Raw genomic sequence first — 25,705 nt, forward strand, 5'->3', positions numbered from 1 at the left:
TATCAAGCGCTATCAGTGACATGTCGCCTTTTTGTCACTTTCCCCGCACTCTGTATCTCGGCAAACTCTTCATGTCTTACATACTTCCCAATCGAACAGTAAAAGTCAGCTGCTGCGCACCATAAGCCTCCATCCGCGCCTGTTTCAACAGCCCGTTGCGTGAAGCAACGGCCTGCGGGTCGAGCTTGACGTTCACTCCCGGATTACACGCTTCAGATTCAACGTATGCGCCGCGGTACGCAGTACGTACGCTTCGCTCGGTGTGCGTGACGACAGCCTGCTCCTGCCCATCGCTGTACATTAGCGGAATGAGCGCTCCTGCCGCTTCAATCCTGCCTTCAAACTCATACGTCACGATCAGCTCATCCGCTCGCTGGACATAGCGGCCACGTACAGCGCTTATTCCAGAGAAATGCCCCTTCCAGGTGATCTGAAAAGCGTTCTGCCCGGCGCTCTCCACTGCCTTCACACCGCTTCCCGCCATTGCTTTATTCAGCTTGTTCCCGGATTCATTCTCCGCTGCTGCGATTGGAGCTTCCGCCTCATATACAATTGAACCGCCGCCGCAGGCAGGATCTATTCCTGCATCGCGGTCATAGTCGCTGCCGGACGGTATGCCTTGGGCCAGGCTATGCCAGACCCCATCGGGTGTCATCCATGCAGGGCAGTAGCTCAAAGGCTGAACAACACCCTCGGCAAACTCCGTAAACCCTGCCTGTGCATGACCGGCTGCTGACGGACCGATTAACCCGGGTAAACCTGCCTGTTGTATTCGTACCATTCCAGGGATGGTATACGGATCATTCAGAGCGGTATGCAATACGATCTGCTGCCCGGGCACGGAAGCCAGCACGGTTTCAAACCAGCCATCCGTCTGCAGTACCCTGTCCCCGATCTCGGAAGGAAGATACGCGGGAATAATGCTTTCACCCGGATCACGCAGACAAGCATGAGCCAGTGCCGCCGCCGTCCACAGGTTGTAGCAGGTATGATTCGTATAAATCTCGTATCCGTGTCGCTGCTCTGGCGCATATTCATTGCGTACGATTTTCAGGCGCCCGTCCGGCATGAGCCAGCGCTCAACCGCTTCAAAACAGCGATTGGCCGCCCGGGCAAACGCTCCTGCCATAACTGAATCGCCAGCTTCACTCGCCAGGGCAGCATGCAGCGAGCAGACATAGGCTGCAGCCGCTTCATTCCATTGATGCTGCGAGCTGCGTCCCCGCGGCGGAATCTCTCCAAGCGGAGACAGCATGAGCAGGGAGCTGAACGCACCGTCACGCAGCCGATCTCGCAAGGCATCTGCAACAGCTCCTTCATATCCGGCATCGAGCATTACTCCAAGGTGATAGCGGGTAGCGATATCATAGGAAAAAGGACTATTGGGTCGATCCAGTGGACCATCCTGATACAAACCGAGCGCAGTAAACCGCGGCAGGTGATAGGCCTCCAGATAACGATCCATCCAGGCTGTATTGACACTCGCAAGCTGTTCACGCCACCTTAAATATTCTCCCGAGATCATAATCGCATTCCAGTTAATCATGCGATTGGCATTGTTCATTTTGGTCATCGTAAATACATAATCTTCTTCGGGATCAATCGTCCTCAGAGCCTCAGCCCAGATGGCCGCCTGCTCAGGCCGATGAGACTTGAGCAGCATATACGCCCGCATCATCAGCACGGGATAGAAATCCGGGTGATGGTCGGGCGCACTGCCTTTCACCACCGCATCAATGCTATGTGACAGAGCTGCCGCTGCGGAATCAAGTAGTTCGAGCTGCCCCGCATCCACCAGAACTGCTGCTGCCATCGCATAGGCAGGCGTAGAATAGTACCTCTCTGCTCCCGAGTACGGATCAATAATAGCTCCATCATGATCTTGAACTTTTTTGTAAGCGTGCACAATTTGTTGTACAAGGGCCAGCTTGCGTTCCCGATTCCAGCCATCAGCAGGTGCAGGGCCCGCTTCAGCTGCCAACATACGGTACTGCTTTAATGCTGTTTTCCACGGATAAGCTGATGCAGCTGTATAATTACTCACCTTCACTCACCTCGGTTTCTGCCTTATGCGGCTCAATGACAAAATGCACCTGACAAACAATCTCCAGCGAAGCTATATCAGCTATATCACCTGCACCTGTATCTGTATCTGTATCTATTATATTGGCAGCTTCTCCAGCTCCTTCACCTGTTTCTTTGCTTTCCTCTTTGGCTGGAGTCTCTACAGCTTCAAAGAAACCAAAAGATTTCATAGGTTCTGTCGGCTCTCTGTTCTCCATGGCAACCATAACCTGCATCTTGTTTCTCTGATCCGTAACTCTCCCGGTTCCCCCTGCTGCTTCTGCTGTCCCTTTGCATACCAGCGATGTACGATAAAATGTAACCGGGTTATGATCGTGATCCAAGGTATATACAGGTTCGGTATCAACATGCCACCGGGCTGCATCATAGACCATATATACATTAGCTTGCGCCGCTTGCCATAGAAGCTGGCCCTCTTCTTCAAGAACAGGATTTATGCGGCTGATCCAGCGCTCAACTACTCGGGAAGGACGGGGGGAGCACTCATCAACCGAATATTGTGCATCATCCAACACTGTGCCCGCTTTCCATTGAAATGTGTCTGTTAGCCGTAAAACCGCCACCTCGATGTGCTCGTCCATGTTCCCATCCCGACTGCTTCTGCTGGCATTTCGGGTAATATCGCCAATCCAGTCGTCGTGCTTCTCAATCCTCCAGCACAGTTCCCGTGTATATCGCTGGAGCGACGCTGCCTCTGGATAAGCGAGTGTCAGGTCCAGCGCTGCCTCAAGTTCACTTCCATCCGGCTCAAGCCTGAACCCCAGCATATAAGCTTCAGCCTGCCTTCCAGAGCTTTGCTCGCATCCATCAATAAGCGGCACATTATGCCCGGAGGAAGAGATATGAAACAGCTGCTCACGTCCGGGGGCAAAGTATGCCTGAGTATACAATCCTGCTCCCGGGTCACATATTATATTTTCGCCGCCACAATGAATAATGAATTGTCCCAGATCATTATGATTGTGCGGCTCGTCATTATGCCCGCCCTTGAAGGAACATGCCGCTTGAACCTGCTTTTCTTCTGCGTGCAGCTTGTCAGCTTCATGGGATACCTTTGGTACAGGAAGTACACTCTTGGCAACCATCCACCCCAGCTGATGTAAAATAAACCCTTCGTTCGCCTGAGCATGCGCACCGGCTCCTTCTTGTACACCTGCATACACTGCCGGATCACTCCACATCACGTTCCGCAGCAGATGAGCCCAGCGGCGGCAAGGATCATCTGTCAGCCGCGGGATGAACAGGGGCAGATTCGCTGGCAGCTCAAATTTTGCGACCAGGAGTGACAGGAGCCCCGCTGGAATCTCTTCGCGCTCCGCACTATCCGAATAATTGACAAATATACCTTCCGACAGATGAATGCGTAGTGGAAAAGCCGCAATTGCGGCGATCTTCAAGCCTGTCAGCAGATTCAACGCTCCATCGCTGTAGTCCTGTAACATCTCGGCATAATAGACAAAATAACCGAAGCCGTAGACCCAGTATCCGATGCCTTCCGCACAGCCGCCATCCTCGCCATAGCCGCTCAGGAATGCCTTCATACAGCCGAGCGTCTGCCGGATGGACTCTCGCACCATCACCTCATCCTCAAGCAGCAGCATAGCAGCCATCCCGCAGCACCCTCCACAGACTGCTGACCAGTTGTGCTCTGCCGTCTGCCAGTGATACTCGCGTTTTTCTCTGTACAGCGGGGTGAAAATTCTACGTTCAGCCTCGACACGGATTCGCTCAAGCACCAGAGGGTTCAGATGTCTGCCGTGAATAACCGCTATCTCGGCGAGCATATGAACGGTCTCTGCGGCAAAAAGATCGATGTTGCCTTCAACCTGCCTCGCTTCACCGTTTCCGAGATGTGCTGTAAGACACCATGTATACTCATCACATACCGCCCACAACATCTCTTCAAGGGTCTGCAGCACACGAGGTTCATCCGAAACGAGAGCAAGCATCGCCACAGCAGCTAATCTGCCGCGCCGATCAAAATATGCGTTCTCGTAAGCTTTGCGCTCTCCTGTCTGGCTGAACTGCCGAAACAGTGCAAACGTCAGCGGCGGCAGTGGTTCGTTTAGCGCCAGCTCTCCATAGGTCTTCAGGTCGGTGAACACTTTAACCAGCTCAGGCTGTCGCAGCCTTTCTCCGATACGGTCCGCCATCAAAATGCGATTCTTCTGACGGTAATTTCGCTTCGGATGTATTATCTGCTGAAGCCTCTCTTTATCGGGCCAGCCGTTCACTTCGGCTCCATTCCCGGCACAGCTTGTATCGACATGCCTGTATTCCTGTTCATTTTTGATTTCGTGATTGGAGCCTTGCACAGCATTCACCACGCTTACTTATGGAATGTAATACAGAACTCTGACAACATGTGCTGGAACTTGCTTCCTCCCCGTTACACAACGGCTAATGGAGAATCCTGAACCACAGACAACCACTGGCGAGCAATTAACTCATGTCCAGCCGCCGTCGGGTGAACACCGTCCCATAACCAGTAAGACGCATCCGCCTGCTGCAAAGCTTCATTAAACGTTTGCTGCAGCGGAACATAGACCGCCCCATATTGTGATGCCAGCTGTTGAACCTGCTCCTGGTATTCGCTGATCCGCTCCTGCCAAGGCGGCCATTGATCAACGGTTGCTCCCGTCTTCAGAATAAAGGGTTCCATCAGCACAAGCCCGGTATCTGGCATCACTTCCCGTGTTTCCTCCAGCAGATGACGGTAAGCTCGGCCAAAACGGTCCGTATACCCTTTAGCTTCACCATTCATTGAACGCCAGGCATCGTTAACCCCAATCAGAATGCTGATCAGGTCCGGCTCAAGACTGATAGCATCTTCATTCCAGCGCGCATACAGATCGGAAGCCCGATCTCCGCTGATGCCTCTGTTGTAGAACGTTTTGTGTCTGTTTGCCAGATCCATTCCCAGCCTGCTTGAGATGAGATACGCATACCCGTGGCCCAGAACATGATTCAGATCCTCATTGCGTGACCTTCCTCCGTCTGTAATGGAATCGCCTTGAAACAAAATCGTAGATGGACTTGACTGCATCTTGGCCATCGTTCCCTTCGTATGTAAAATGAACTTTCCACACTGCTGTCTCCATCTTATCCCTTTCAGTCACATTAGAAAATAGCGTTTTCATATAAAATACCTAGCCCATCCAGTAACGCAGAATCATCATGCAAACAATGCCAACCAGAACCGTTCCTAGCAAGCTTCGAGTCCAGATGGCAACGGCGACGGTGGGCAGTGCTGCCCACAAAGCAGCATTTTCAGTAATGGGAACCAATTCGCTCCCGTTCATAAACAGCTCCTGACCAATGAGTGATGCCATAACCGCTACGGGCACATATTCGAGCCAGCGCAACAGCCACACCGGAATCTGTATTTTGCTAAACAGCATAAGCGGCAATACCCGCGGAATAAACGTCAACAAGGCCGAGCCCATAATAATCCAGAATACATCCCATCTTACTTCCATCGTTCCATGAACACTCCCATCGTTGCTGCAACAACTGCTGCCAGTATAATACTCATGCTGCCAAGCGAGGCCATGCTTGCCAGGATGACAGAAACCACCGCAATGATCGCTACATTGATATGTATTTTTTTACTTTTGCGGTGAACCAGTTGAAGCACAATCAAACCTATAAACATAGCTGGCAGCGCATAATCCAGACCAAGCCTGTCCGGGTCCGTTATCCAGCGTCCAAAATAAGCACCTGCCATATTGGCAGCAAACCAGTTCAAGTATGCCGTAATGTTCAATCCATGCATCCAGCGTTCACTAAGCGTCTTTCTGCCAATTGCACGTGTCATGGCTACGCCGAAGGACTCATCTGTAAGCAGCGAGCCGATCCACATATTTTTAAGCGGTGTCAGATGCCTGAAATAAGGAGACACAGCTGCACTGAGCAGCAGATGACGAAGATTTACAAAAAAGATCGTGAAGATGATCGCTACCGCAGACCCATTCGAAGCAAGCATGCCTGCTGCAATAAACTGGGCCGACCCTGCATATAACACAAGACTTAACAGTGCCGTTTCCGCAAAACTCAAACCGGCCGTCATCTCGATAACTCCAGCTGCGAAGCCAATACTTAAATATCCGAGCAGTGTAGGGACACAGTCCCTTACTCCCTGCATAAATGTTGCATCATCCTGGGTTTCGACATGAGGTTTATGTCCAGATGAAGTTAACGCATTTTGATTCAATTTCGGGGCAACTCCTCTCTAATTTCAATCAAGACCAGCCGATATATAACGATACATACCGTTCAAATTCAAAGATTTCTGATTAGGAATACAGAATCTTAGGATTCAGAATCGTATCGCATTAACTTAGAAATATACCACATATTATGTAAGTTTGGGAGAGACAGGGGAGAATGGGTATGAAGAAAATGAAGCAGTCAAAAGGAAAGCGAACGATGCAGATGAGAGAGAAGCTGATGCTGTCTTTTGCCATCGTGCTGCTGATCCCGACCATCAGTTTGGGTATTATTTCATTCCGGACAGCGGATGCCAAGGTTGAGGAAAAAATGTTTGAAAATGCGAGCAGCAGCGTTAGTGTACTCAACCAGACTATTGACCAGATTATTGGTGCCACTCGTAAAAATGTCGATTTTCTGGCAAGTCAGCTTGATGCGGGCAATGTCGGCCCTGTTCAGGGGGATGAAACCAAGACGATACGCACTTTACTTGATGCATACAAAGATACCCACTCTGATGTGGAGCTTGCCTCTGTCGGCACAGATAAAGGCGTGTACATCAATTCCCCGGTGACTGCTGTGAACAAACCAGGATATGATCCGCGCGAACGTCCCTGGTACCAGGCTGCTACACAGAACAAAGATAACCCCACTGTAATCACACCTTACATCTCTAGCAATACGGGTAACGTTGTCGCCTCGGTTGCCCAGACGACCAAAGATGGTCACGGTGTCGTTTCGGTCAGTCTATCCCTTGAAGCTCTTTCCAAGACGGTTAATTCAACGAAGATCGGGAAAAGAGGATACATCTACATTATTGATAATGCGAATAAAATCATCGTACATCCGACTGAAAAGCCGGGTACAGAGGGTACGATGGAGCCATACAAACAAATTTTTGAACAGAAAAACGGCGAGCTTCAATACACACAGAACGGCAAAAACGAGCATGCCTTCTTTGCCACTAATGAAACAACAGGCTGGACCGTTGTCGGCGTTATTGATAATGACGAAGTGACAGAAACCGTTCGTCCTATTCTGTACACTACACTTGTCGTTATCGCTGGGGCTATTGTGATCAGCTCCATCATTATTTTCTGGATTGTACAATCCATTACCCGTCCGCTCAACCGGCTTGTGAATGCCTCGAATGAAATCAGTGACGGTAATCTGACCATCGAAGTAGCCGTCCAAGGACAGGATGAGTTCGGTAAACTCAGCAACAGCTTTAACAAAATGAGTCAATCTCTACGGGCAGTTATTCAGGATGTGCGCCACACCGCAGACGAACTGAGCACCTCTTCCGCACAGCTCGCCATCAATTCATCCGAGACAACCAAAGCTACAGAGCAGGTGGCCCTGATCACAGAGCAGTCCGCAGCTGGAATTGAGAAGCAAGCCAGCAGCCTGAAGCATACCGCCCAGCAGATGAACGAGCTTGCTGGAGGGGTTGGCCAAGTTACGAACAGTACACAGCAAGTATCCGAGGCCGCACTGCAGGCTAGTGAACTCGCACAGCAAGGTAATGCAACGATCAAAACGGTTGTGTCCGAGATGGACTCCATCCAGCATTTTGTCCAGGGTGTCGCCGAAACAGCAACACGACTGGATCAGCACTCCAGTTCAATCGGTGAGATGGTATCGGTTATTACCGATATCGCAGCCCAGACCAACCTGCTCGCACTTAATGCTTCTATTGAAGCAGCCCGTGCAGGCGAGCATGGACGCGGCTTCGCCGTTGTTGCTAGCGAGGTCCGCAAGCTGGCGGAGCAATCCAGTCTATCCGGTCAGAAAATTGTCGGCATGGTCGCGTCCATCCAGCAGGAAATCTCCAGAGCCAATGAAAATGTGCAGCTGGGGTTAAAAGACGTTGATAGCGGCATACAGGCAGTGCAATTTGCCGATGAAGCTTTTGTTCGCATCAGTGAAGCAGTTGGAACGGTTAACCAGCAGCTGGAGAACATCGCGGCAGCTTCGGAACAGATGTCTGCCAGCACAGCAGAAGTAGTACAGTCCATTGATCAGATTCATAACATATCGGAAACCAATGCAGACGGGACGGAAAATATTTCGGCCGCTACGGAGGAGCAAGTAGCCTCCATGCAGGAAATATCCTCCTCTGCCGATTCACTTGCCCATCTGGCTCACAAGCTTCAGAAGCTGGTTGAACAGTTCAAGCTCTAGCTGACGTCCAGCTCATATGGACATGCCCCTGCCGGGCACATCAGTACAAAGCCCCTTTGCCGTAGCGTCGGCAAAGGGGCTTTTATATTGGGGGGGCTCCGTTAGGGAAAGTTTCGTATCTTCGTATAAACGTTTCTCCAGGTAACATTCTTCATCAAACGTTTCTTCAGCCTGAATGCCAACTCTTCCTTTATGCTCTATTCAGCGGATGGTTTGGGATCACCATGATAGCCGCGTTCTCCATAGGGTTCAAGCTTCTCCAACCAGCTATTCAGACATTTAGCGAGCGCATCCTTCGGATCGGCGAAGGGGTTATCATCTTTTTTCAACACCTCCAGCACCTCAATAACGAAAGCACTCTCGCCATATTCATTCCATTCTGCCTGCAAACGACGGTTCAGATGGCTTCCCATCTGAAGCATAAACCGCTGCCCATTCACCGTTTTCAGATTAAGGGTGCTGTCGATATACACCTTACCATTTCGTTCATTTCGGATCTGATACACTCCTGCTTCTGTTTTGACCTCTTTGGCCTGCTCCTGTAGCTCCTTGCGCCGATTCATATCCTTCTCTCCTTTACCTGCTTTCATTTCCGAGTCATGCCTTTTCGCCTGCTGCTCGGTATTCCTGGCCTCTGCTTCTTCCGCTCATGTCGCTGGTCTCTGGCCTTCGCCTTGCTGCTCCGCAGCACTGCCCAGCCAATACTGACTGCCATCCGGCTCCCGCTCTAGCAGTCCGTAATCCACCAGATACCTTCGAATCTCTACAACATCATCATGAACTTGCTGCAAAAGTGCATTGACCTGCTTTTCCGTATAGGTGCGCTGTGGTTCGAATCGCTTGGCTATTTCCAAAAGCACGATATACTTATGCTTCTGCTTCATCTGAAACGTCGTTAAAGGACCTTTTGTGCCCTCCGGGAAATAACTCTGCAGCACCTTTTCCCGTTCAGCTTCTGATATATCAAATGCCTGCTGATCGATCATATGCCCTTGTTTCATGACAGGGGATACCCATGCTGCCGGTGCATGAAGATCCTTATTTTTGAGCAGCTCCATCAACGCCAGCAAAATCTTGGCCTGTCTCTCCTTCTCCTTCAGAACAAACCGATGATTCCGAATCGTAGATGCACTCCCGATGCCCAGTGCCTGCTGCACCTCTGCATCTTTTTTCCCTTCATAAAACTGAGCCAGCAGGCCCCGCTGTACATCGGACAGTCCTGTTACGCTCTTATCCAGCGCCAGCAAATATTCGAATACCGACCCGTGAGCCTTTTCAATATGAACACGCATGTACCGCTCTGCTTCATAAAGCACACCCTCTTCGGGATAAATAATTCCAGCCTCCGTCTCGTACCCGCAGCAAACACATGTATAGACCTCAGCTTCCTCCACATAACCGCGTTTAATCTCCTCTAACGAAGCTGTCTGCAATCTGGAATCGGATGATTTCATCATTCGCCCCTCATTCTCTTACTTTTTCATTCTATCGTTTGCTCATTTATAGATATATTATTATTTTGTTTGTTTATTGTCAAACACAAGCTGACTTGGCGACTAATCACAAGTACCCATATCTCTCGGCAAAAAAAAAAGACTGCGGGTTCGAGGTACGAATCCCGGCAGTCTTTAGGTGCACGGAAAGACAGATCGCTGTCTTTCCTTTTATTATTTTACACAACTACAATGCCATTCTGTCTCAAGGGAACTGCTGCTACAGCTTGAACCGATCAATTACACTTTGCAGATCCTCTGCCATACGTGACAAAGCCGCTGACGATGCGGCAACCTCTTCCATCGTAGCAAGCTGCTCCTGAGCTGCTGCCGAGCCATCCTCGGTTCCCCCAGCGATTCGGTTCGACAGAACCATCGTATCGTGTACAGCTTTGTTCACATGCCCCATGCCTTGATCGATCTGACGAGAAGCCGCTGCCGCCTCTTCGGCCTGTACCGCTACCACCTGCACCGCATCACGAATTGTCCGGAAAGCCTCTCCTGCATCCTCAATCATCTGCGAGCTCTTCACCATGCCTTCTCCTGTACGCTCAAAAGCGGCTTGAACAGCATTTGTTTTCTCATACATCTCCCGCATAAGCTCATTAATCCGCTCTGCGGAAGCACCCGAACTGTTCGCCAGCAATTTCACCTCGTTTGCCACCACGGCGAAGCCGCGTCCATGCTCCCCGGCTCTCGAAGCTTCAATGGAAGCATTCAGTGCCAGAATGTTTGTCTGCTTGGCAATTGCCGTAATCTCGGCCACAATCTCAAGTATTTCATCATTTTTCGCCCGCAGATCGTGAATGACAGCCTCCATCGCTTTGCTCTCATCGTTAACCTGCTCCATATGAGAGATGGCCTCCTGTACAGTTACCATGCCCGTTTCCGATTTAGTGGAGGTCTCTGCCGCTATGCGCTCGGTTTGTTCTGATTTTGCTGCGATCTCCTTAACTCCCAGGGACATCTCGCCAACCAGCTGCTCGGTGGCAGCGAGACTTTCATTCTGCATTGTCGTTCCTGCGGCTGCATCCTGCATCAACTCGGCTACCTGCTCGGTAGCTTTGGAGGTCTGCTCCGAGCTTGCCATCAGCTCTTCCGAGGATGCCGCCAGCTGACTTGAGGTATCATGCACCTCGCCAAGCACATTGCGCAGGGAGGTTGTCATTTTATCAAAACTCTCGCCAAGCTGCCCAAATTCATCCTTGCGCCGCAAACCTATCCGCACTGTCAAATCACCCGCACTTACCTGAGCTGCAGCTTGTGTTATCTGCTGTAACGGACGGTGAATGCTGCGGATAATGAAGATAAGCAGTATGAGGCCCACAATAACCGCCGATCCCACCAAGGTAATTGTACGGATCAAGATGGGCTGCACTGCCTCTGCTGCTTCAGAGGGAATCATCTCGCCAACAATTTTCCACCCCGTTTCAGGATTGGTGTAAAATACAGCTTCCATCGCTTGACCGTCATATGTATATTTCACGGTTCCCCGATCCTTGGTATACATCTCGTTAATGTAGCTTTGATCAGACTGCGTGCCAGATTCAATTTTGTAATGGAATAAGAACTTCCCTCCGTTATCGAGCATATACAGCTTCCCGGCTTTGCCGATATGAATCTGGTCAACCGTCTCCTTCAGATGATTCAGACTTACATTAGCGCCAAATACACCCTTGCCATCTGCCAGCTTGGCTGCCGCCGTCACTACCCATTCCCCTGTCGTTACAGACTGGAAGGTATCAGAAATAACTGGTTCAGATTGTGACATCGCCATTTTGTACCATGTGCGTTCACGAGGATCATAAATTTGACTTCCGGGATCAGGAGATTTCATCCAGCTCCCATCCTCTGCTCCGGCTGTAAGCACACCGAGTTCTTTATGGTTCTCCGACATTCGGTCCATCTGCGCTTGAAGTGCAGGTGATTTATTAATAACGTCCTCCGAAGTAATGCCTGATGCGATCTGCATCGCATTATCCTTCTGCATACTTAACATCTGATCGATCTGCAGACTCAGCATTTCTGTCTTGGCCTGTGCAGATCGAACAATCTCCATCTTGACCTGATCTGCAGCCTTCATATATGCCAGCCAGCCCACGCTTAGACTGGGCACAATCAGGAACAACAGCAATACGGTGATCAGTCGTTTCTTTACTGTTAATGTGAACCATGTTCGAAGCTTTTTCTTCTTCGCGAATTGTGTTTTAAACCTATTCTTCATTTCTACTAATCCTCCATGTTTATGTTCAACTCTCTTTATCGGAAAGTACATCTCGAAACATTATGTATCAAAAATAAATATTCACATTTTTAACATTTGCTCTTCTTTATGAAAACACCTCGTTTTGACCCCCTTGTAGAGATCGTTTACAATGCACATATGCTGGTTTTACATGAAACACTTGGAAGGAGAGGATTTACATTTTACGCAAGTTACACACACAGCAATCGGTATCCGGCATCTATTCATCTATGATTCGTGTATTATTCGCACTTATTCTATGCGCTGCTCCGGTGCTCGGGCAGGCTGGAGGTACGGCATCCGCAGCACAGAGTACACAAGCCGTGCACATTGAAGTGAATGGCGAACAGCAATTTTGGAGAAATGCACCTCTTATCATTCAGGGTACAACGTTCGTTCCTTTACGGGATGTCGTTCAATCGGTCAATGGTACGCTGAAGTGGGATTCACATACTCAAACAGCAACAATAATGGTCGGAAGGGACAAGCTTGTACTTCAGACCGGCAGCACGTCCATTCACGTAAACCAGGTTTCCCTTACTGCTCCGGTCAGTGTGCGTAACGTTAACGGTACGTTGATGGTCCCGGTACGTGCTATGGCAAACGCGCTCAAGGCGGATATCAAGGTCCAGCGGATTGCATCTGGTCAGATGAGCGTTAATATTGTGACGGATCAAGTCAGCCAGCTCCAGCCAGACGTTGTCAGCGTGGACACGTATCTACGCGAGATCAACTATCCTGGTATGGCTCTGATTGCACAAAACGGGGAAATACTGCTCAAACAAGGCTACGGGCTTGCTGATGCGCAAACGCTGAATCGCCCGGATCAGAAAACCCGTATTGCCTCTTTGAGTAAATCATTCACTGCGGCTTCCATCCTGAGCTTGGCTGAAGCAGGAAAACTGGATGTACAAGATCCAATCTCCACCTATATTTCAGGCATTCCTAAGGGTGATCAGATTACATTGCATATGCTGCTATCGCAGACTTCAGGGCTGCCGTCTGCATTTGGCCGTGGTGAGGATGTTACGCTTGAGGAGACCGTGGAGGAAATTCGTCACAAAACGTTGAAGTTCGAACCTGGCAGTGCGTATTTATACAGCAACAGTGGATACGTTTTACTAGCGTACGTTGTGGAACAGGTATCTGGCATGAGCTATGCCGATTATGTGCAGAAGACTATTTTCAGCCCGCTTGGCATGAAAAATTCGGGTGAAGCCTCCCGCAAGGTGCATACGAACAGCGGTTTTGTTCAGCAGGATAATGCCTGGGTTACCGCGCCCTATTATGTATCCCAGTCGGGATCGGGAACCATATATTCCACTGTAGATGATCTGCTCCAATGGGATCGCGCCTTGTACACTGACGAGATTCTGAGTCAGGATACAATTGAAACGATGTACCAGCCCTATTCCGATAAAAATTACGGCTACGCCTGGATTCTCAAGGAAAATGGACCCAAACGCACCGTCTTCCACAATGGAAGCGGCGGCGGTTTCTCCACAGCATTTTCACGGAATCTGTCTGACGATATCACCATCATTCTGCTTGGCAATCATGCGGGCATGGATATGACCTCCCTTCTGGACGAAGTAGAGGTGCGTACCGCCAAGGCTTTGCAGCTGAAATGATCTGATATTGGACGTTCCGATTGTGTCATGCCCGCCTAGCTTGCAGTACTCAGAGCTTTTGATGCTCGTGACTTGTAGTGATCAGTGCTTGTGGTGCTCGTTCGTGACTTGTAGTGCTCAGGACTTGCCGAATACTTGATAGCAAATGTGGCTGACTACCTTGTCATGAAAAAAACCTGCGTTACATGAAGGATTCGGCTCATCTTCTCAATACGGATTGGACTGGAGCTTAATTATGCTCCCCATGTTGATTGTGGCTGATCATCCTTGTCATGAAGCAGGGCACTGCGTACTGGGAGCAGTCACGCAGTGCAAAAATGGGAGAAAGGTCAGTCGCTTTAACACCTTCAACCCAAACTTTCCTTTCACACTTTTTTGCTCTAACGAATCCAGATGAGCTTATTTGAGCCATATTGCCCTTTCTGAAACTTTAACGATTCCCAGCAACCTTATTTCGCTAAAAACACAGGATTAACGTCCATTTTCACTTCGATCACCCGAAATAGGCTTTCCTCGAATCGTTAGAAAGTAAAAGTCTGTGATATGACCCGAATAGCGTTTCTAGGAATCGTTAGAATTGAAGCATGCATAACCGTTGCAAGTATACATCAACGCAAAGGGACGAGGCATAATGAGCCTCGTCCCTTTGTTACTTTTTTTCCAGATGTATACATGAGGCACAATCGAGATCATGGAGATACATAACCCGACTATATGCTCCTGCGCTCCCTGCCATATACTCCTCCACTGCCTACTATGTGCTCCCACACCCTACTCTATGGTTTTTCCACACCCTACTCTGTGCTCTTCACGCCCTACTCTACTCTTATGCCCTACTGTACAGTCTGCATTCTTCGATGCCCTTGTTCGCTCACTTGTCAGCTGCCAGCATCGAACGAGCAGGGCTTGGTTAATCTAGAGACACGGGAAGTCTCCCCTCAAAAGGAATCTGTCCCATCATCGCTTTGGCTGCACTGCTCATGGCAAGCGGGCGGCTCTCGTACGCCGCGATATACGTCTGCACATCAGGAAGCTTCTGCAGATCGTACGGACTGCGGAGCGCTACCACAGCCAGTGGTTTGCCAAGCTGGCCAATCCAACCAATCAATCGACATTGCGGGTCCCCGGAAGGGCTGCCTGCATTATACGTGCCAACCACAATCTGCTTGACATCCTCCGCTTCTGCGGCCTGAAGCAGCCGAGCCGAGGAGATCGCAATTTCATCCGCTGCCACCATCAGGTCCACCACATCCAGACCTTGAGCAGACAACGCCGCTCCAAGGGTTGCCGCTTCATCCAGCTGTTCGTCGGCAATACTTGTCACCTCTGCCGCTACGGTGATCACCAGTGTGCGCTCTTTTTGCAGCGGCAGCATATGCTGGGTGTCCCTGACACGTGTGATACTCTTTTCACTAATTCGCCGGGCTACCTTATGATGCAGTGGATCATTACGTCGTAACGATGCATGAGATGATGCCAAAGCACTCTGAGGCTTCATAGCGGATTTTAGCTCCATATCAGTCACTTGCTTCATATCGGTTACTTGCTCCATATCAGATAATGGCTCGTCATCGATCGTTGGCTCCATTCCATTCATCGACTGATTAATAGGCATATCGCCCGGAGCAGTGATTGAAGTCATAACGCTCTCCCCGTTCATCCGTTGCTGCTCTTCTGGTTCCTGCTTCCCGCTCACATTGTTAGTCTTAGCCATGAATGCCTCTATCGCTGTGCTGCTTTCCATCTCCAGAAGCCCGCGCTTCGCTTTATATGTCAGCAGTCGTTTCACCGACTCATTGATTCTGCGCTCACTGATTCTCCCGCTGCTCACTGCATTCTCCAAAGCGGCAAAAGCCTCCATCTGCAGCTGTGCCGTATGACTGATCAGCACCATATCTGCGCCCGCTTCAACCGCCAGTACCGCTGCATCGACTGTGCCATAGTGAACCGCAATCGCATTCATCTCCATACAATCGGTCACAATCATACCTTCATAACCAAGCTCCTTCCGCAGCAGCCCGGTTAGTACCGAATGGGACAACGTAACGGGCAGACGCTCTGGCTCCAGTGCCGGAAAATAAATATGAGCAGACATCATTGCATCTACACCTTCGACGATTGCTGCACGAAACGGTGCAAGCTCCACCCGATTAACCCGCGCCTTGTCATGAGTAATGACGGGAAGATCAAGATGGGAGTCTGTATCCGTATCACCATGGCCTGGAAAATGCTTCGCTGTAGCAGCCATGCCCGCATTCTGAAAGCCCGCAATTGTCGCTGCACCGAATTCCGCAACAGCTTCCGGCGACTCTCCGAAGGAACGCACACCGATGACCGGGTTGTTCGCGTTATTATTCACATCAAGCACAGGTGCAAAATTCATGTTAATGCCCATGGATTTCAGTTCCATTCCACTGATACGCGCCGCCTCATAGGCATCCTGCGTTGATCCGGCAGCAGCAATCGCCATTTGTCCCGGCATCAATGCGATGCCCTGTGTAATCCGGGCCACCATGCCGCCCTCCTGATCAATGGCTATCCATAGCGGCACATTGCCACTGGCCTGTGCAATATCTTGGAGCCCGCTTGATAGCCGCTCGACCTGCTCAGGTGAAACGACATTCCTTGCAAAATAAACGATGCCTCCAATCGGATAACCCCGAAGCAGCTCTTCTACCTCGCCCTCCGGCTCTGTTCCGTGAAATCCGCATAACAGCATCTGTCCAATCTTGTCACGCAGGCTCATCTGCCCAAGTCTCTGCTTCACCGTATCTTTCAAGCTGCGCATACATGCCCTCCTCCCATGAACATCAACATCAATCCTTCACCCCAAGCGGGTTATACCTTTCCTATCTATCTGTCCATCTACACGATCTGCTCCACCTGTATATACTCTCCTGTGCTTCCCTATCCCCTTCTTTACTGATCCATACCTACCCCTGCCCCTCTAATCGTATATCAAAAAAGGCCTCCGGCGTTCCCGCCATATCTGCTCCTGCTCACGCCATACTTTCATCAAACGGGATAAGCGGTCAGGATCACCAATGACCTCCCGAACCTCTGCACTCCCGGTAAGCAAATCAATAAAATATCTGGAGCCCTTACGCGGGGGTTCAAGCCATTCAAATTGCTCAGCATAACCCGCTGCTATCTCGTGTAAAAGCAGCAGACCCGTCTCGACTGAACGAAATTGCTTCTCATCCGTAACAAATATTCGCACACCCCCGCACAGCTTTCCTGCATGCTTGGAGAAAGCCGGAGTCATATACATCGGGTGAAAATGAACACCCTGCAATCCATGGGACTGCATCGCTTCTGCCAGCTGCTCACCGTTGATCCACGGAGCACCAATCCATTCAAAGGGCCTTGTCGTACCCCGGCCTTCCGATACGTTGGTGCCTTCGAACAGACATGTTCCGGCATACGCACGCACCGTATCTACCGTGGGCATATTGGGTGAAGGCATCATCCAGGGCAGACCCGTTTCTGCAAAAGTCATCCTGCGCCGCCACCCCTCCATAGCCAGAACCTGTAACGAGCATGGCTCAGGATGCTCGGCATTGACAAGCAAAGCCAGTTCACCAATCGTCATGCCGGTACGTATGGAAGTTGTCCATGCACCTACGAAGGATTCATATCCCTGCTCCAGTACACCGCCTTCCACCTCTATTCCGCCAAGCGGATTGGGGCGATCCAGCACCAGCAATCGTTTCCCCGCCTCGCTGCACGCCTCCATCATCTGAAATAACGTTGAGGCATACGTATAATACCGCACACCCACATCCTGGATATCAAATAAAACGGTATCTACATCGGCCAGCATGAAGGGTAGCGGCTTTTTGTGTGTACCGTACAGGCTGTAGACCGGAATACCATAACGCGGGTGCTCTGAATCTGCAAAAGGTACACCTGCCTGCAGCTCTCCGGCCAGCCCATGCTCACATGCAAACAAGGCCGTCAGTCTGGCATCCGCAAGTCCTGCACATACATCCACTGTAGAGATAAAATTGGCCGTGATGCCTGTCGGATTGGTCACCAGGCCGATTCGGGCACCACCGGATAGCCAGGGATGCGCGCCTCCCTCAGCAAGCACATCTACGCCTGTTTTCACCCTCATGAAACATGACCTTCATTTAACCAGCCTGCTTGCTGATGATCGTTACCTCTGGAGGAAACGGGCTCCTCCTCCGGCTCAATCAGATTGAGGGTGACCTTATGCTGATAGATGGCAAACATGCCGGCAAATAAAGCTCCGAACCCCACTACCGTCAGCATAAGCAGTGCCGTAAGGCACGCTGCCTGGAAGCAGGCTGCAATTGTATACCCCGGATACCGAAAGAACAGCTTCACACTTTCTCCCATAGCCTGAAGAGTGCCCATCCCTTTTTGCAGAACAAGCTGCCAGGTATAGAACTGTGAGATCAACGCAAGAATGACAAAGAACGTCTGGAACATGACTACGGCTATGCCCGCCATGCTGCCTCGCCCGCCGTAGTACCACCAGGTTGACCAGAGGATGAAACCAAGCAGTGCAAACAGAAGACCCGTCACACCACCAGGCAGCAGCCCCTTGAGCGTACCTTCCCACATATCGCGCAGTCCGTTCCGGCGCTCTTTCCGCTCCAGCCGATGATGCACCGCATAACAGACACCAAACAGGAGCGGCATGTAGATGACAGCCAGCAGCAGCACAGCCACCGGAATCGGAGCAAACATAAGAATGGGAACAAGCAGCACGGAGCTGCCCACGCTGTACAATGCCACCGGAATAATATCTCGATAGATCTCCACCCCCGATTTGACCAGCACTTCACTCAGTTTGCGCATGGGTATTCTCCTCTCGTCCAATCGCCATCTCGGTCTCCGGGTCAAAAAAGTGGGCTTTGCGCATATCCAGCACAAACGTTTTGTCCATGCCCACGTAAGCATGTGTCTCCGGGTGAACCTTCGCTGTTACCGTCCGGCTTCCCAGATGGAAGTAAATCAGATTCTCTGACCCAAGATGCTCCACGACCTGCACTCGTGCCTGAAGCATATGGTTCTGCGGAATATTAGGTGCTACATCATCGCCGAAAATATGTTCAGGACGCAGTCCGAGAATAACCCGTTTGCCCTGATATGCGCTTAACCGCTGCAAGACATCCTCTGACAGCGTGAAGGATGCACCCTCAACCTTGACTTGGGCTCCTTCAATATGTGCATCAATAAAGTTCATGGCAGGCGAGCCGATGAATCCGGCTACAAACATATTACGCGGGCTGGCATACAGCTCCTTTGGTGATGCAACCTGCTGAATGTCCCCATGATTCATCACCACAATCCGCTCCCCGAGCGTCATCGCCTCGACCTGATCATGTGTAACATACACAATCGTTGCGCCCAGCCTCTTATGCAGTTCGCCCAGCTCTACCCGCATCTGTACACGCAGCTTGGCATCGAGGTTCGAGAGCGGCTCGTCGAACAGGAATACCTGCGGATCACGAACAATGGCCCGGCCTACAGCGACACGCTGGCGCTGCCCCCCGGATAATTCACGCGGCTTGCGTTCCAGCATGGCCTCCAGACCCAGAATCGATGCCGCATTTCTTACCTGCTCATCAATATACGACTTCGGTTTCTTCAGATTTTTCAGTCCAAAGGACAGATTTTCCCGAATGGTCATATGCGGATACAACGCATAATCCTGAAAGACCATGGCGATATCCCGATCCTTGGGATGCAGATCATTCACAATGCGATCCCCGATGACGATATCACCACTGGTTTGCTTTTCAAGCCCTGCGATCATGCGCAGTGAGGTCGTTTTACCACAGCCCGAAGGGCCGACAAACACAACAAATTCCTTGTCCTCTATAACGAAGTCCGAACCGGCGACTGCCGTGAACGTTCCTTTATGGTCGTCTTTGAACTCTTTGCGCACTTGGCGAAACTCCACGCGTGCCATAGGTTGATCCCCCTTTTACATTGTCAATGTCCCTGAACAGCCTGCGCTATAAAGTTAAACTAAAGATTTTACACCATCCACTCCGATGACAGAACAACCTTCCAATCGCTGTTATCCCAGATTTTTTGGATTCCCCTTTCCAAAGGGAAAAATCCGGTGATAAAGGCGACCGCTCCGCTTTTTCAGGTTTTTTCTGTCCTCTCCGTTCACGTGTAAATGAATAGTTCAACGGATATAGATGTACGTCTAATGTACGATCGGCAGGCCTTTTTCCACGTTCCACATTCGCATATCCAATTACCCCTTTACCGCACCAATCGTAATCCCTTGCAGGAAGTAACGCTGAAGTGAGAAAAACAGAATAATCATCGGCAGCGCGCCGATCGTTGCTCCTGCCATCATCGCACCGAAGTCGGTGGATTCGGCAAAGACAAACGAGGCCAGACCAACCTGCACCGTGCGCATCTCATTTGAATTGGTAATCAGGAAAGGCCAGAAAAATTCGTTCCACGAGGCGACAAAAGTGAAAATCGCCAGCACCGCAATGCCTGGCTTCGCCATCGGCAGAATCACTTTCCAGAAGATGCCGAACTCACTGCACGCATCGATTCGGGCCGCGTGAATGAGCGAAGTCGGCAGGGTGGACATGAACTGTTTCATCAGAAAGATATTGCCTACACTGACCGCTGCCGGCAAAATAATCGCAATATACGTGTCGCCAAGGTCAAATACGTTGACCATCAGAATGTATAACGGAATCAGCGTGACCTGTGCAGGAATCATCATCGTACCCAGCAGCACCCAGAATACGGCCTGACTGCCCGGAAATTTCAATTTGGCGAATGCATATCCTGCCAGCGAAGCAAAGAATACATTGGTCACTGTCAAAATAACCGAGATCAGCAGTGAGTTATAGAGCCAGCGCCATGCATCCGTTTTGGCAAAAAAACGTTCATATGGCGACATGGAGAGCTGCTCTGGAATCATCTGTGGTTTAAACGAAGCCGACATCGTTGTGTCCTGAACGGACCCGACCAGCATCCAGTACATCGGAATAATGGTGATCAGTGCCCAAATGGCCAGCAGAACGGATGCAATCACGAGCAGCATCGTTTTTCGTGTTGATTTCATACGTTGAATTCACCCCCGGATGCCTAATGAAAGCCATATTTAACAGGTAATACTTTTTACTTCATCTTTAATACTCGATATCACTGGAGAAATACTTGAATTGAATAACGGAGATGACAATAATAATGACCGCGAGCACAAAGGATTGTGCCGAAGCCAGTCCGAATTCATAGAACTTGAAGGCTGTCTCATAGATCAGATACGCAATGGTTGTCGTTGCAAAGTTCGGCCCGCCCTGGGTCATCAGATATACGGAGATAAACACCTGAAAGGACGTAATCACTCCGGTTACAAGCAAATAGAGTGTAGTTGGCTTCAGAAGAGGCCACGTAATTTTGCTGAACTGTGTCCATCCGCTTGCATGGTCGATATCCGCGGCCTCATACAGCGACTTCGGTATGCCTCCCATCGCAGCAAGATACAGAATAATGCCCGCACCGTGCGATCCAAGCCAGTTCATCAGAATGAGTGAAAAGAGGGCAGTACCCGACTGACCTAGCCAGATCACCGGATCAAGTCCGAAGAAACCGAGGAAACGGTTAAGCAGGCCCGAATCCGTAGGATCAAAGATCGCGAGCCATACGATGGAGATGGTTACACCCGACGCTACCGCGGGCAGATACAGGGTGGCTTTGAAGAACGTTTGCCACTTGCTTTTCATCTGGAAGATGAAATACGAGAGCACAAATGTAATCAGGATGTTGACAGGTACCGTTCCAACCGTGAAAATGACTGTATTTTTGATCGACTTCCAGAAGGTTTCGTCCTTCACCAGTCGTTGGTAGTTATCGAGTCCCACCCAGGTGGAATTCATAATGTTGTATTTCTGAAAGCTCATAACCAGAGCCGTCAATACGGGATACAGTGTAAAAATGAGAAACAGCAGGACAGGCGCCAAAATAAACAAATACGCCCACCCGTAATCTCGCCAGAACCGGACAACCCGGGAATGCCGGGGTGCAGGCTCCGGCGCAAGGGCGGTCTGCATGGCGAATCCTCCTCTCCGAATCGATGTGTCACTGCGAAGTTAATTATTGCCCAAACATTTGCTGACCTTTGCTTTTGAAGTCTTCTGCAATCTGCTCCGGTGTCTTCTCACCTGAGAACAGTGCCTGAATGTTAGGTTTCACCACTTGCTCCTTGAACTGCTTCTGCTGTGAAGCCTTGTCGATGTCCAGCTTGAGCACCACCGGCATGGCAATGTGCTTCGCCATCTCTTTGGCTGCATCCAGATTGAACTGTTGCCCCAGCTCCTTGCCTTTGAACAGATCGGCTTGCGATTGTCTTACAAAAGGAAGTGCCAGCTCGTTAGCCGAGTTACCCGCTTTGGCTCCGCTCAGCGCCTCCATGACGAGAAACGTATTTTTGGCATGCTGCTCGCCCTTATCCTTCTTCTGCTTGAAGGCTACATAACCTTCGCCGCCCATCGTGGTTGCCGCAGGCTGATTGTCATTGTGCGGCACAGGCAGCAGTACAAAATCAATCTTCTCTCCCTGCACCTTGCCTGCATCGATATCTTTGTTGCGGTTCTGAATCATGACATCGTAATAAGGAATGGCCTTCGAAATGATTGCCGTTTCACCTGCGTAGAACATGTCTGTACGTTTGGCTGGTGCAAGAGCCGCCGTTTCCTTCGGCATGTAACCTTGATCCATCAGGTTTTTGATAAAAGAGAGCGTGTCCAGAATGCGTCCATCATTCCACTGGAACTTTCCACTATCGTCCAGCACATCAATCATGCCATTGTTACGGGATAACATTTCAATAAAATCCAGGGAAGTACCGTCTGTCACCAGTGCATACTGTTTACTTCCGTTATCCAGCGTTTTGGTCAGCTTGGCAGCTGCTTCATTAAATTCAGACCAGGTCCAGCCATTTTTCTGAATCGCCTGCCAGTCGATGCCCGCTTCCTCAAGAATACGTTTGTTACCGCCCCAGGCCCATTGGAACTGATAGAGAGGCAGACCGTACTGTTTGCCTTGAATCTGTCCAAGCTCCAGCGTGCCAGGCATGTAGTCATCCTTGATCTCAGGGGTCAGATAACTGTCCAGCTCCAGTGCCAGCCCTGTATTCACATAGGTACCGTCCACACTATGGAAGTAGAGATCGGGTGGATTACCCGCGTTCAAAGCGACATCGAATTTTTTGGGGCCTTCAGCCCAGGAGAGCATTTCCGTTTTCACAGTAATATTGGGGTGTTCCTTGTTGAAGTCGGCGATCAAGTCCTTCAGATCATCCTCGTATGTTCCATGAACCGGGTATGTCCACACCGTTACTGTGTCATTGGCATCAGGATCATTCGTTGCGGCCCCGCCTTTGTTACCGCAAGCTGTGATCCAAACCATCATTAACACCATTGCCAAAACAAGACCCTTCCTCTTCATACCCTTCATCTCCTTTGCGTGTCGTCTTCTTTCCATGCCTCTCATAGCGATTCCTCAAAAATAACTCTCTCTAATGATTCAGTTAAGCACGAAACCCGTGACTTGCACCCCCTCGAAGATCGACCTGTTCGCTCGTCAAAGTCTAATCTTGTTAAATGCAACGTTGACGTTAATTTAAATAACATCAATCGTATTGAATCCTTCCAAATTTGTTGATTGAATTCATTATATGAGCTATGAAATAAAAATTCAATAATAATTTTAATGATAAAATTTAATTTTACTTTTTCGCATTCAACCTCTATACTATGAAAAAAAACAAATAAAGTCCTAACGAGGTGAGCACGTTGCGAGTATACGCAGGAATTGATGGAGGCGGTACCAAAACTGATGCAGCAATCATTTCTGAACATGGAGACCTTCTGGCATCGGCCAGCGGCAGGGCAACGAACCCGCACAGTGTGCCGCCTCAGGAAGCCATGGCCGAGCTGATTCGTATCCTGAATCTTCTATTTTTATCCCGTATGGAACTTTTGTCGCATTGTGAATCTATATGTCTTGGAATGTCAGGTATTGCCGAGGATCAAGAGCGACAATGGATCACTGCTCACGTTCATGACTATATGATGAAGATGAAAAAGGCGGCTGGCAGTACTACCGCTTGTGTAATCTGGGTGGTTACAGAGGGAGAGATTGCACTGATGGCTGCTCTTGGTCAACCGCATGGTCTACTCGCCATATCTGGCACAGGCTCCATCGTATACGGCATTACGCCGGAAGGTATAGTGCACAGAGCAGGCGGGTGGGGACATCTGCTCGGAGACGAAGGGAGCGGCTATCGAATCGGGCAGCGGACACTGCAAGCTGTCATGCAGTGCCATGATGGCATTCTTCCTTCAACGGCGCTGACCTCGCTGGTACAGCAGGAACTGCATGTGAAGCATGTGACCGATCTGAAACAGCTCGTCTATCAACCTGGCTGGACCAAATCCAGCACAGCATCTATGGCTCGTCTGGCGATAGAAGCCGCTTCTGCGGGGGACGAGGCTGCTCGTACTCTGCTTATGGATGAAGCTCGTCAGCTTGCCAATACGGCCCTGGCGCTCATCCGGCAATGTGTTTCTTTTTACACTGCTCCTATGGCACTCTCCGGGTCCATATTCCGCTATTCATCCCTGTTTCGAGATACGTTTGTACAACAGCTTAATGACATATACGATTCACATCAGGTGGTCTGCCTGGAAGATGCTCCTGCTCCGGCAGTAGGGGCAGCGCAGCTGGCAAGACAGAAATTTCGTCTGGCTGAATCAGGCTAAACAAGATAAGGAGGGCTTACGGATGAATCATACGCTTAACTCATTAGTGACGGAACAGCCTAACCCGCAGACAGATCATATTGATCAGCTGCCTTCAGTAGAGATTATGGAATTGATCAATCGGGAGGATCGCCAGATTGGCGAGCTGATTCAGCCGCTGATTCCAGTCATTGCTCAAGCAGCCGATCAGATTGTAGCCCGTTTTCAGAACGGGGGAAGATTGTTCTATGTAGGTGCAGGCACAAGCGGTAGACTGGGTATACTGGATGCCTCAGAATGCCCGCCTACCTATGGCACTCCGCCTTCCATGGTGCAGGGCATTATTGCCGGTGGATTTCGGGCGGTCAAAGATCCGGTCGAAGGTGCGGAAGACAGTGAGGAAGCCGGGGGAACCGATCTGGCGGAACACGGACTGAGCGCAAATGATATTGTTGTCGGCATTGCTGCGAGTGGGCGTACTCCCTATGTACTCGGAGCAATGAAATACGCCCGTCAGATCGGTGCGGGGGTAATTGGAATAAGCAATAATACAGATACTCCCATGAGCACACTGGCAGATGTAAGCATTGAAGCCGTCATGGGGCCGGAAGTGGTCATGGGTTCTACCCGTATGAAAGCCGGAACCGCGCAGAAAATGATTCTGAACATGCTGACAACAACAGCGATGATCCGTCTGGGCAAGGTATATCGCAATTTCATGGTTGATCTGAATCCGTCCAATGAAAAGCTGGTACACCGCGCCAAACGCATGATTCAGCTCGCAACTGGCGCGAAGGAAAATGACATTGAACAGGCCTTCACTGCCACAAACGGGCATGTCAAAACAGCCATCGTGATGCTGATGGCTGATGTCGATGCAGCTGAGGCAGCACGTCGGCTGGAGCATGCGGATGGTTTTGTACGCCATGCCATCACAGGCTCAGGCTGATGGTTTAGTGCATACAGGCGTGCTTTCCTTACGCCGACAAGCTGTTACAGGATGAGAGAAGTCATGCCAACAGGCAAGGCTTCTCTTAATTTATTTTTCACCGTAAACCTGCGCTCCCCATCAAAAAAATCCCTGATGCTTATCTCTGCAAGGGA

19 protein-coding genes are annotated in these 25,705 nt (G+C 50.2%); 4 read left to right on the forward strand and 15 right to left on the reverse strand.

The features are described 5' to 3' along the window. Positions 1 to 76: 76 nt before the first annotated feature. From IEW26_RS20560 to IEW26_RS20580, 5 genes are all read right to left on the reverse strand, one after another. Complete coding sequence (locus IEW26_RS20560; protein ID WP_188593685.1) at positions 77 to 2,044, reverse strand: glycosyl hydrolase; 1,968 nt, start codon at positions 2,042 to 2,044, stop codon at positions 77 to 79. Further along, positions 2,037 to 4,409 (reverse strand): heparinase II/III domain-containing protein, encoded by a 2,373-nt coding sequence (locus IEW26_RS20565; protein ID WP_188593686.1) that lies wholly within the window; start codon positions 4,407 to 4,409, stop codon positions 2,037 to 2,039. Before IEW26_RS20565 ends, IEW26_RS20560 begins: the two co-directional genes overlap by 8 nt. A 65-nt stretch (positions 4,410 to 4,474) precedes the next feature. Continuing rightward, positions 4,475 to 5,131 carry an SGNH/GDSL hydrolase family protein gene (locus IEW26_RS20570; RefSeq protein WP_188593718.1) on the reverse strand — a complete coding sequence of 219 codons (657 nt, stop codon included), beginning with the start codon at positions 5,129 to 5,131 and terminating at the stop codon, positions 4,475 to 4,477. Between the two features lie 103 nt (positions 5,132 to 5,234). Beyond that, positions 5,235 to 5,564 carry an AzlD domain-containing protein gene (locus IEW26_RS20575; RefSeq protein ID WP_188593687.1) on the reverse strand — a complete coding sequence of 110 codons (330 nt, stop codon included), beginning with the start codon at positions 5,562 to 5,564 and terminating at the stop codon, positions 5,235 to 5,237. Continuing rightward, positions 5,555 to 6,229: an AzlC family ABC transporter permease gene (locus IEW26_RS20580; protein ID WP_188593719.1), complete on the reverse strand. Its 675-nt coding sequence runs from the start codon at positions 6,227 to 6,229 to the stop codon at positions 5,555 to 5,557. The genes IEW26_RS20575 and IEW26_RS20580 overlap by 10 nt, the downstream gene beginning before the upstream one ends. 248 nt (positions 6,230 to 6,477) lie before the next feature. Between IEW26_RS20580 and IEW26_RS20585 the strand changes: the two genes are divergently transcribed. Beyond that, positions 6,478 to 8,478, forward strand: coding sequence for a methyl-accepting chemotaxis protein (locus IEW26_RS20585; protein WP_188593688.1), 2,001 nt, complete (start codon positions 6,478 to 6,480; stop codon positions 8,476 to 8,478). 197 nt (positions 8,479 to 8,675) lie between these two features. Here the strand turns inward: IEW26_RS20585 and IEW26_RS20590 are convergent, their stop codons facing one another. From IEW26_RS20590 to IEW26_RS20600, 3 genes are all read right to left on the reverse strand, one after another. Then, on the reverse strand, positions 8,676 to 9,041 hold the full coding sequence (locus tag IEW26_RS20590; protein ID WP_188593689.1) for a GIY-YIG nuclease family protein: 366 nt from the start codon (positions 9,039 to 9,041) through the stop codon (positions 8,676 to 8,678). A gap of 84 nt (positions 9,042 to 9,125) precedes the next feature. After that, the gene (locus IEW26_RS20595; protein ID WP_373288512.1) at positions 9,126 to 9,935 is read right to left on the reverse strand and encodes a DUF2087 domain-containing protein; all 810 of its coding nucleotides are present in this window, start codon (positions 9,933 to 9,935) and stop codon (positions 9,126 to 9,128) included. A gap of 256 nt (positions 9,936 to 10,191) precedes the next feature. Then, positions 10,192 to 12,195: a methyl-accepting chemotaxis protein gene (locus tag IEW26_RS20600; RefSeq protein WP_188593690.1), complete on the reverse strand. Its 2,004-nt coding sequence runs from the start codon at positions 12,193 to 12,195 to the stop codon at positions 10,192 to 10,194. A 251-nt stretch (positions 12,196 to 12,446) separates the two neighbouring features. On the opposite strand from IEW26_RS20600, the gene IEW26_RS20605 reads away from it, so the two are divergent. Then, complete coding sequence (locus IEW26_RS20605) at positions 12,447 to 13,847, forward strand: serine hydrolase domain-containing protein (RefSeq protein ID WP_188593691.1); 1,401 nt, start codon at positions 12,447 to 12,449, stop codon at positions 13,845 to 13,847. Between the two features lie 910 nt (positions 13,848 to 14,757). On the opposite strand, the gene nagZ is transcribed toward IEW26_RS20605, so the two are convergent. The 7 genes from nagZ to IEW26_RS20640 form a co-directional block, all read right to left on the reverse strand. After that, positions 14,758 to 16,635, reverse strand: a complete 1,878-nt coding sequence (gene nagZ / locus IEW26_RS30420) for a beta-N-acetylhexosaminidase (RefSeq protein ID WP_229729951.1) — start codon at positions 16,633 to 16,635, stop codon at positions 14,758 to 14,760. A 159-nt stretch (positions 16,636 to 16,794) separates the two neighbouring features. After that, positions 16,795 to 17,964, reverse strand: a complete 1,170-nt coding sequence (locus IEW26_RS20615) for an exo-beta-N-acetylmuramidase NamZ family protein (RefSeq protein WP_188593692.1) — start codon at positions 17,962 to 17,964, stop codon at positions 16,795 to 16,797. Further along, positions 17,961 to 18,674, reverse strand: coding sequence for a hypothetical protein (locus tag IEW26_RS20620; RefSeq protein ID WP_188593693.1), 714 nt, complete (start codon positions 18,672 to 18,674; stop codon positions 17,961 to 17,963). Before IEW26_RS20620 ends, IEW26_RS20615 begins: the two co-directional genes overlap by 4 nt. Continuing rightward, positions 18,658 to 19,791, reverse strand: coding sequence for an ABC transporter ATP-binding protein (locus tag IEW26_RS20625; protein WP_188593694.1), 1,134 nt, complete (start codon positions 19,789 to 19,791; stop codon positions 18,658 to 18,660). Before IEW26_RS20625 ends, IEW26_RS20620 begins: the two co-directional genes overlap by 17 nt. Positions 19,792 to 20,088: 297 nt before the next feature. Further along, positions 20,089 to 20,922 (reverse strand): carbohydrate ABC transporter permease, encoded by an 834-nt coding sequence (locus IEW26_RS20630; RefSeq protein ID WP_111271866.1) that lies wholly within the window; start codon positions 20,920 to 20,922, stop codon positions 20,089 to 20,091. A 67-nt stretch (positions 20,923 to 20,989) separates the two neighbouring features. Next, a complete protein-coding gene (locus IEW26_RS20635) occupies positions 20,990 to 21,910 on the reverse strand; it encodes a carbohydrate ABC transporter permease (protein ID WP_111271865.1) in 921 nt (306 codons plus the stop codon). A 43-nt stretch (positions 21,911 to 21,953) separates the two neighbouring features. Further along, on the reverse strand, positions 21,954 to 23,306 hold the full coding sequence (locus tag IEW26_RS20640) for an ABC transporter substrate-binding protein (RefSeq protein ID WP_145406371.1): 1,353 nt from the start codon (positions 23,304 to 23,306) through the stop codon (positions 21,954 to 21,956). A 347-nt stretch (positions 23,307 to 23,653) separates the two neighbouring features. On the opposite strand from IEW26_RS20640, the gene IEW26_RS20645 reads away from it, so the two are divergent. Both IEW26_RS20645 and murQ read left to right on the forward strand, forming a co-directional pair. Next, positions 23,654 to 24,622, forward strand: a complete 969-nt coding sequence (locus tag IEW26_RS20645; protein WP_188593695.1) for an N-acetylglucosamine kinase — start codon at positions 23,654 to 23,656, stop codon at positions 24,620 to 24,622. 22 nt (positions 24,623 to 24,644) lie between these two features. Then, complete coding sequence (gene murQ / locus IEW26_RS20650) at positions 24,645 to 25,550, forward strand: N-acetylmuramic acid 6-phosphate etherase (protein ID WP_188593696.1); 906 nt, start codon at positions 24,645 to 24,647, stop codon at positions 25,548 to 25,550. The last annotated feature ends 155 nt before the right edge of the window (positions 25,551 to 25,705 follow it).

It is taken from the genome of Paenibacillus silvae (genome assembly GCF_014639235.1).
GTDB lineage: Bacteria > Bacillota > Bacilli > Paenibacillales > Paenibacillaceae > Paenibacillus > Paenibacillus silvae.

What these genes read in the sequence shown, in the direction of transcription:
- IEW26_RS20600 (WP_188593690.1), bottom strand. Translation starts at nt 12,195, where the DNA reads ATGAAGAATAGGTTTAAAACACAATTCGCGAAGAAGAAAAAGCTTCGA.
- IEW26_RS20625 (WP_188593694.1), bottom strand. Translation starts at nt 19,791, where the DNA reads ATGGCACGCGTGGAGTTTCGCCAAGTGCGCAAAGAGTTCAAAGACGAC.
- IEW26_RS20580 (WP_188593719.1), bottom strand. Translation starts at nt 6,229, where the DNA reads ATGCAGGGAGTAAGGGACTGTGTCCCTACACTGCTCGGATATTTAAGT.
- IEW26_RS20635 (WP_111271865.1), bottom strand. Translation starts at nt 21,910, where the DNA reads ATGCAGACCGCCCTTGCGCCGGAGCCTGCACCCCGGCATTCCCGGGTT.
- IEW26_RS20605 (WP_188593691.1), top strand. Translation starts at nt 12,447, where the DNA reads ATGATTCGTGTATTATTCGCACTTATTCTATGCGCTGCTCCGGTGCTC.
- murQ (WP_188593696.1), top strand. Translation starts at nt 24,645, where the DNA reads ATGAATCATACGCTTAACTCATTAGTGACGGAACAGCCTAACCCGCAG.
- IEW26_RS20630 (WP_111271866.1), bottom strand. Translation starts at nt 20,922, where the DNA reads ATGAAATCAACACGAAAAACGATGCTGCTCGTGATTGCATCCGTTCTG.
- IEW26_RS20585 (WP_188593688.1), top strand. Translation starts at nt 6,478, where the DNA reads ATGAAGAAAATGAAGCAGTCAAAAGGAAAGCGAACGATGCAGATGAGA.
- nagZ (WP_229729951.1), bottom strand. Translation starts at nt 16,635, where the DNA reads ATGCGCAGCTTGAAAGATACGGTGAAGCAGAGACTTGGGCAGATGAGC.
- IEW26_RS20575 (WP_188593687.1), bottom strand. Translation starts at nt 5,564, where the DNA reads ATGGAAGTAAGATGGGATGTATTCTGGATTATTATGGGCTCGGCCTTG.
- IEW26_RS20595 (WP_373288512.1), bottom strand. Translation starts at nt 9,935, where the DNA reads ATGATGAAATCATCCGATTCCAGATTGCAGACAGCTTCGTTAGAGGAG.
- IEW26_RS20620 (WP_188593693.1), bottom strand. Translation starts at nt 18,674, where the DNA reads ATGCGCAAACTGAGTGAAGTGCTGGTCAAATCGGGGGTGGAGATCTAT.
- IEW26_RS20640 (WP_145406371.1), bottom strand. Translation starts at nt 23,306, where the DNA reads ATGAAGAGGAAGGGTCTTGTTTTGGCAATGGTGTTAATGATGGTTTGG.
- IEW26_RS20570 (WP_188593718.1), bottom strand. Translation starts at nt 5,131, where the DNA reads ATGCAGTCAAGTCCATCTACGATTTTGTTTCAAGGCGATTCCATTACA.
- IEW26_RS20590 (WP_188593689.1), bottom strand. Translation starts at nt 9,041, where the DNA reads ATGAATCGGCGCAAGGAGCTACAGGAGCAGGCCAAAGAGGTCAAAACA.
- IEW26_RS20615 (WP_188593692.1), bottom strand. Translation starts at nt 17,964, where the DNA reads ATGAGGGTGAAAACAGGCGTAGATGTGCTTGCTGAGGGAGGCGCGCAT.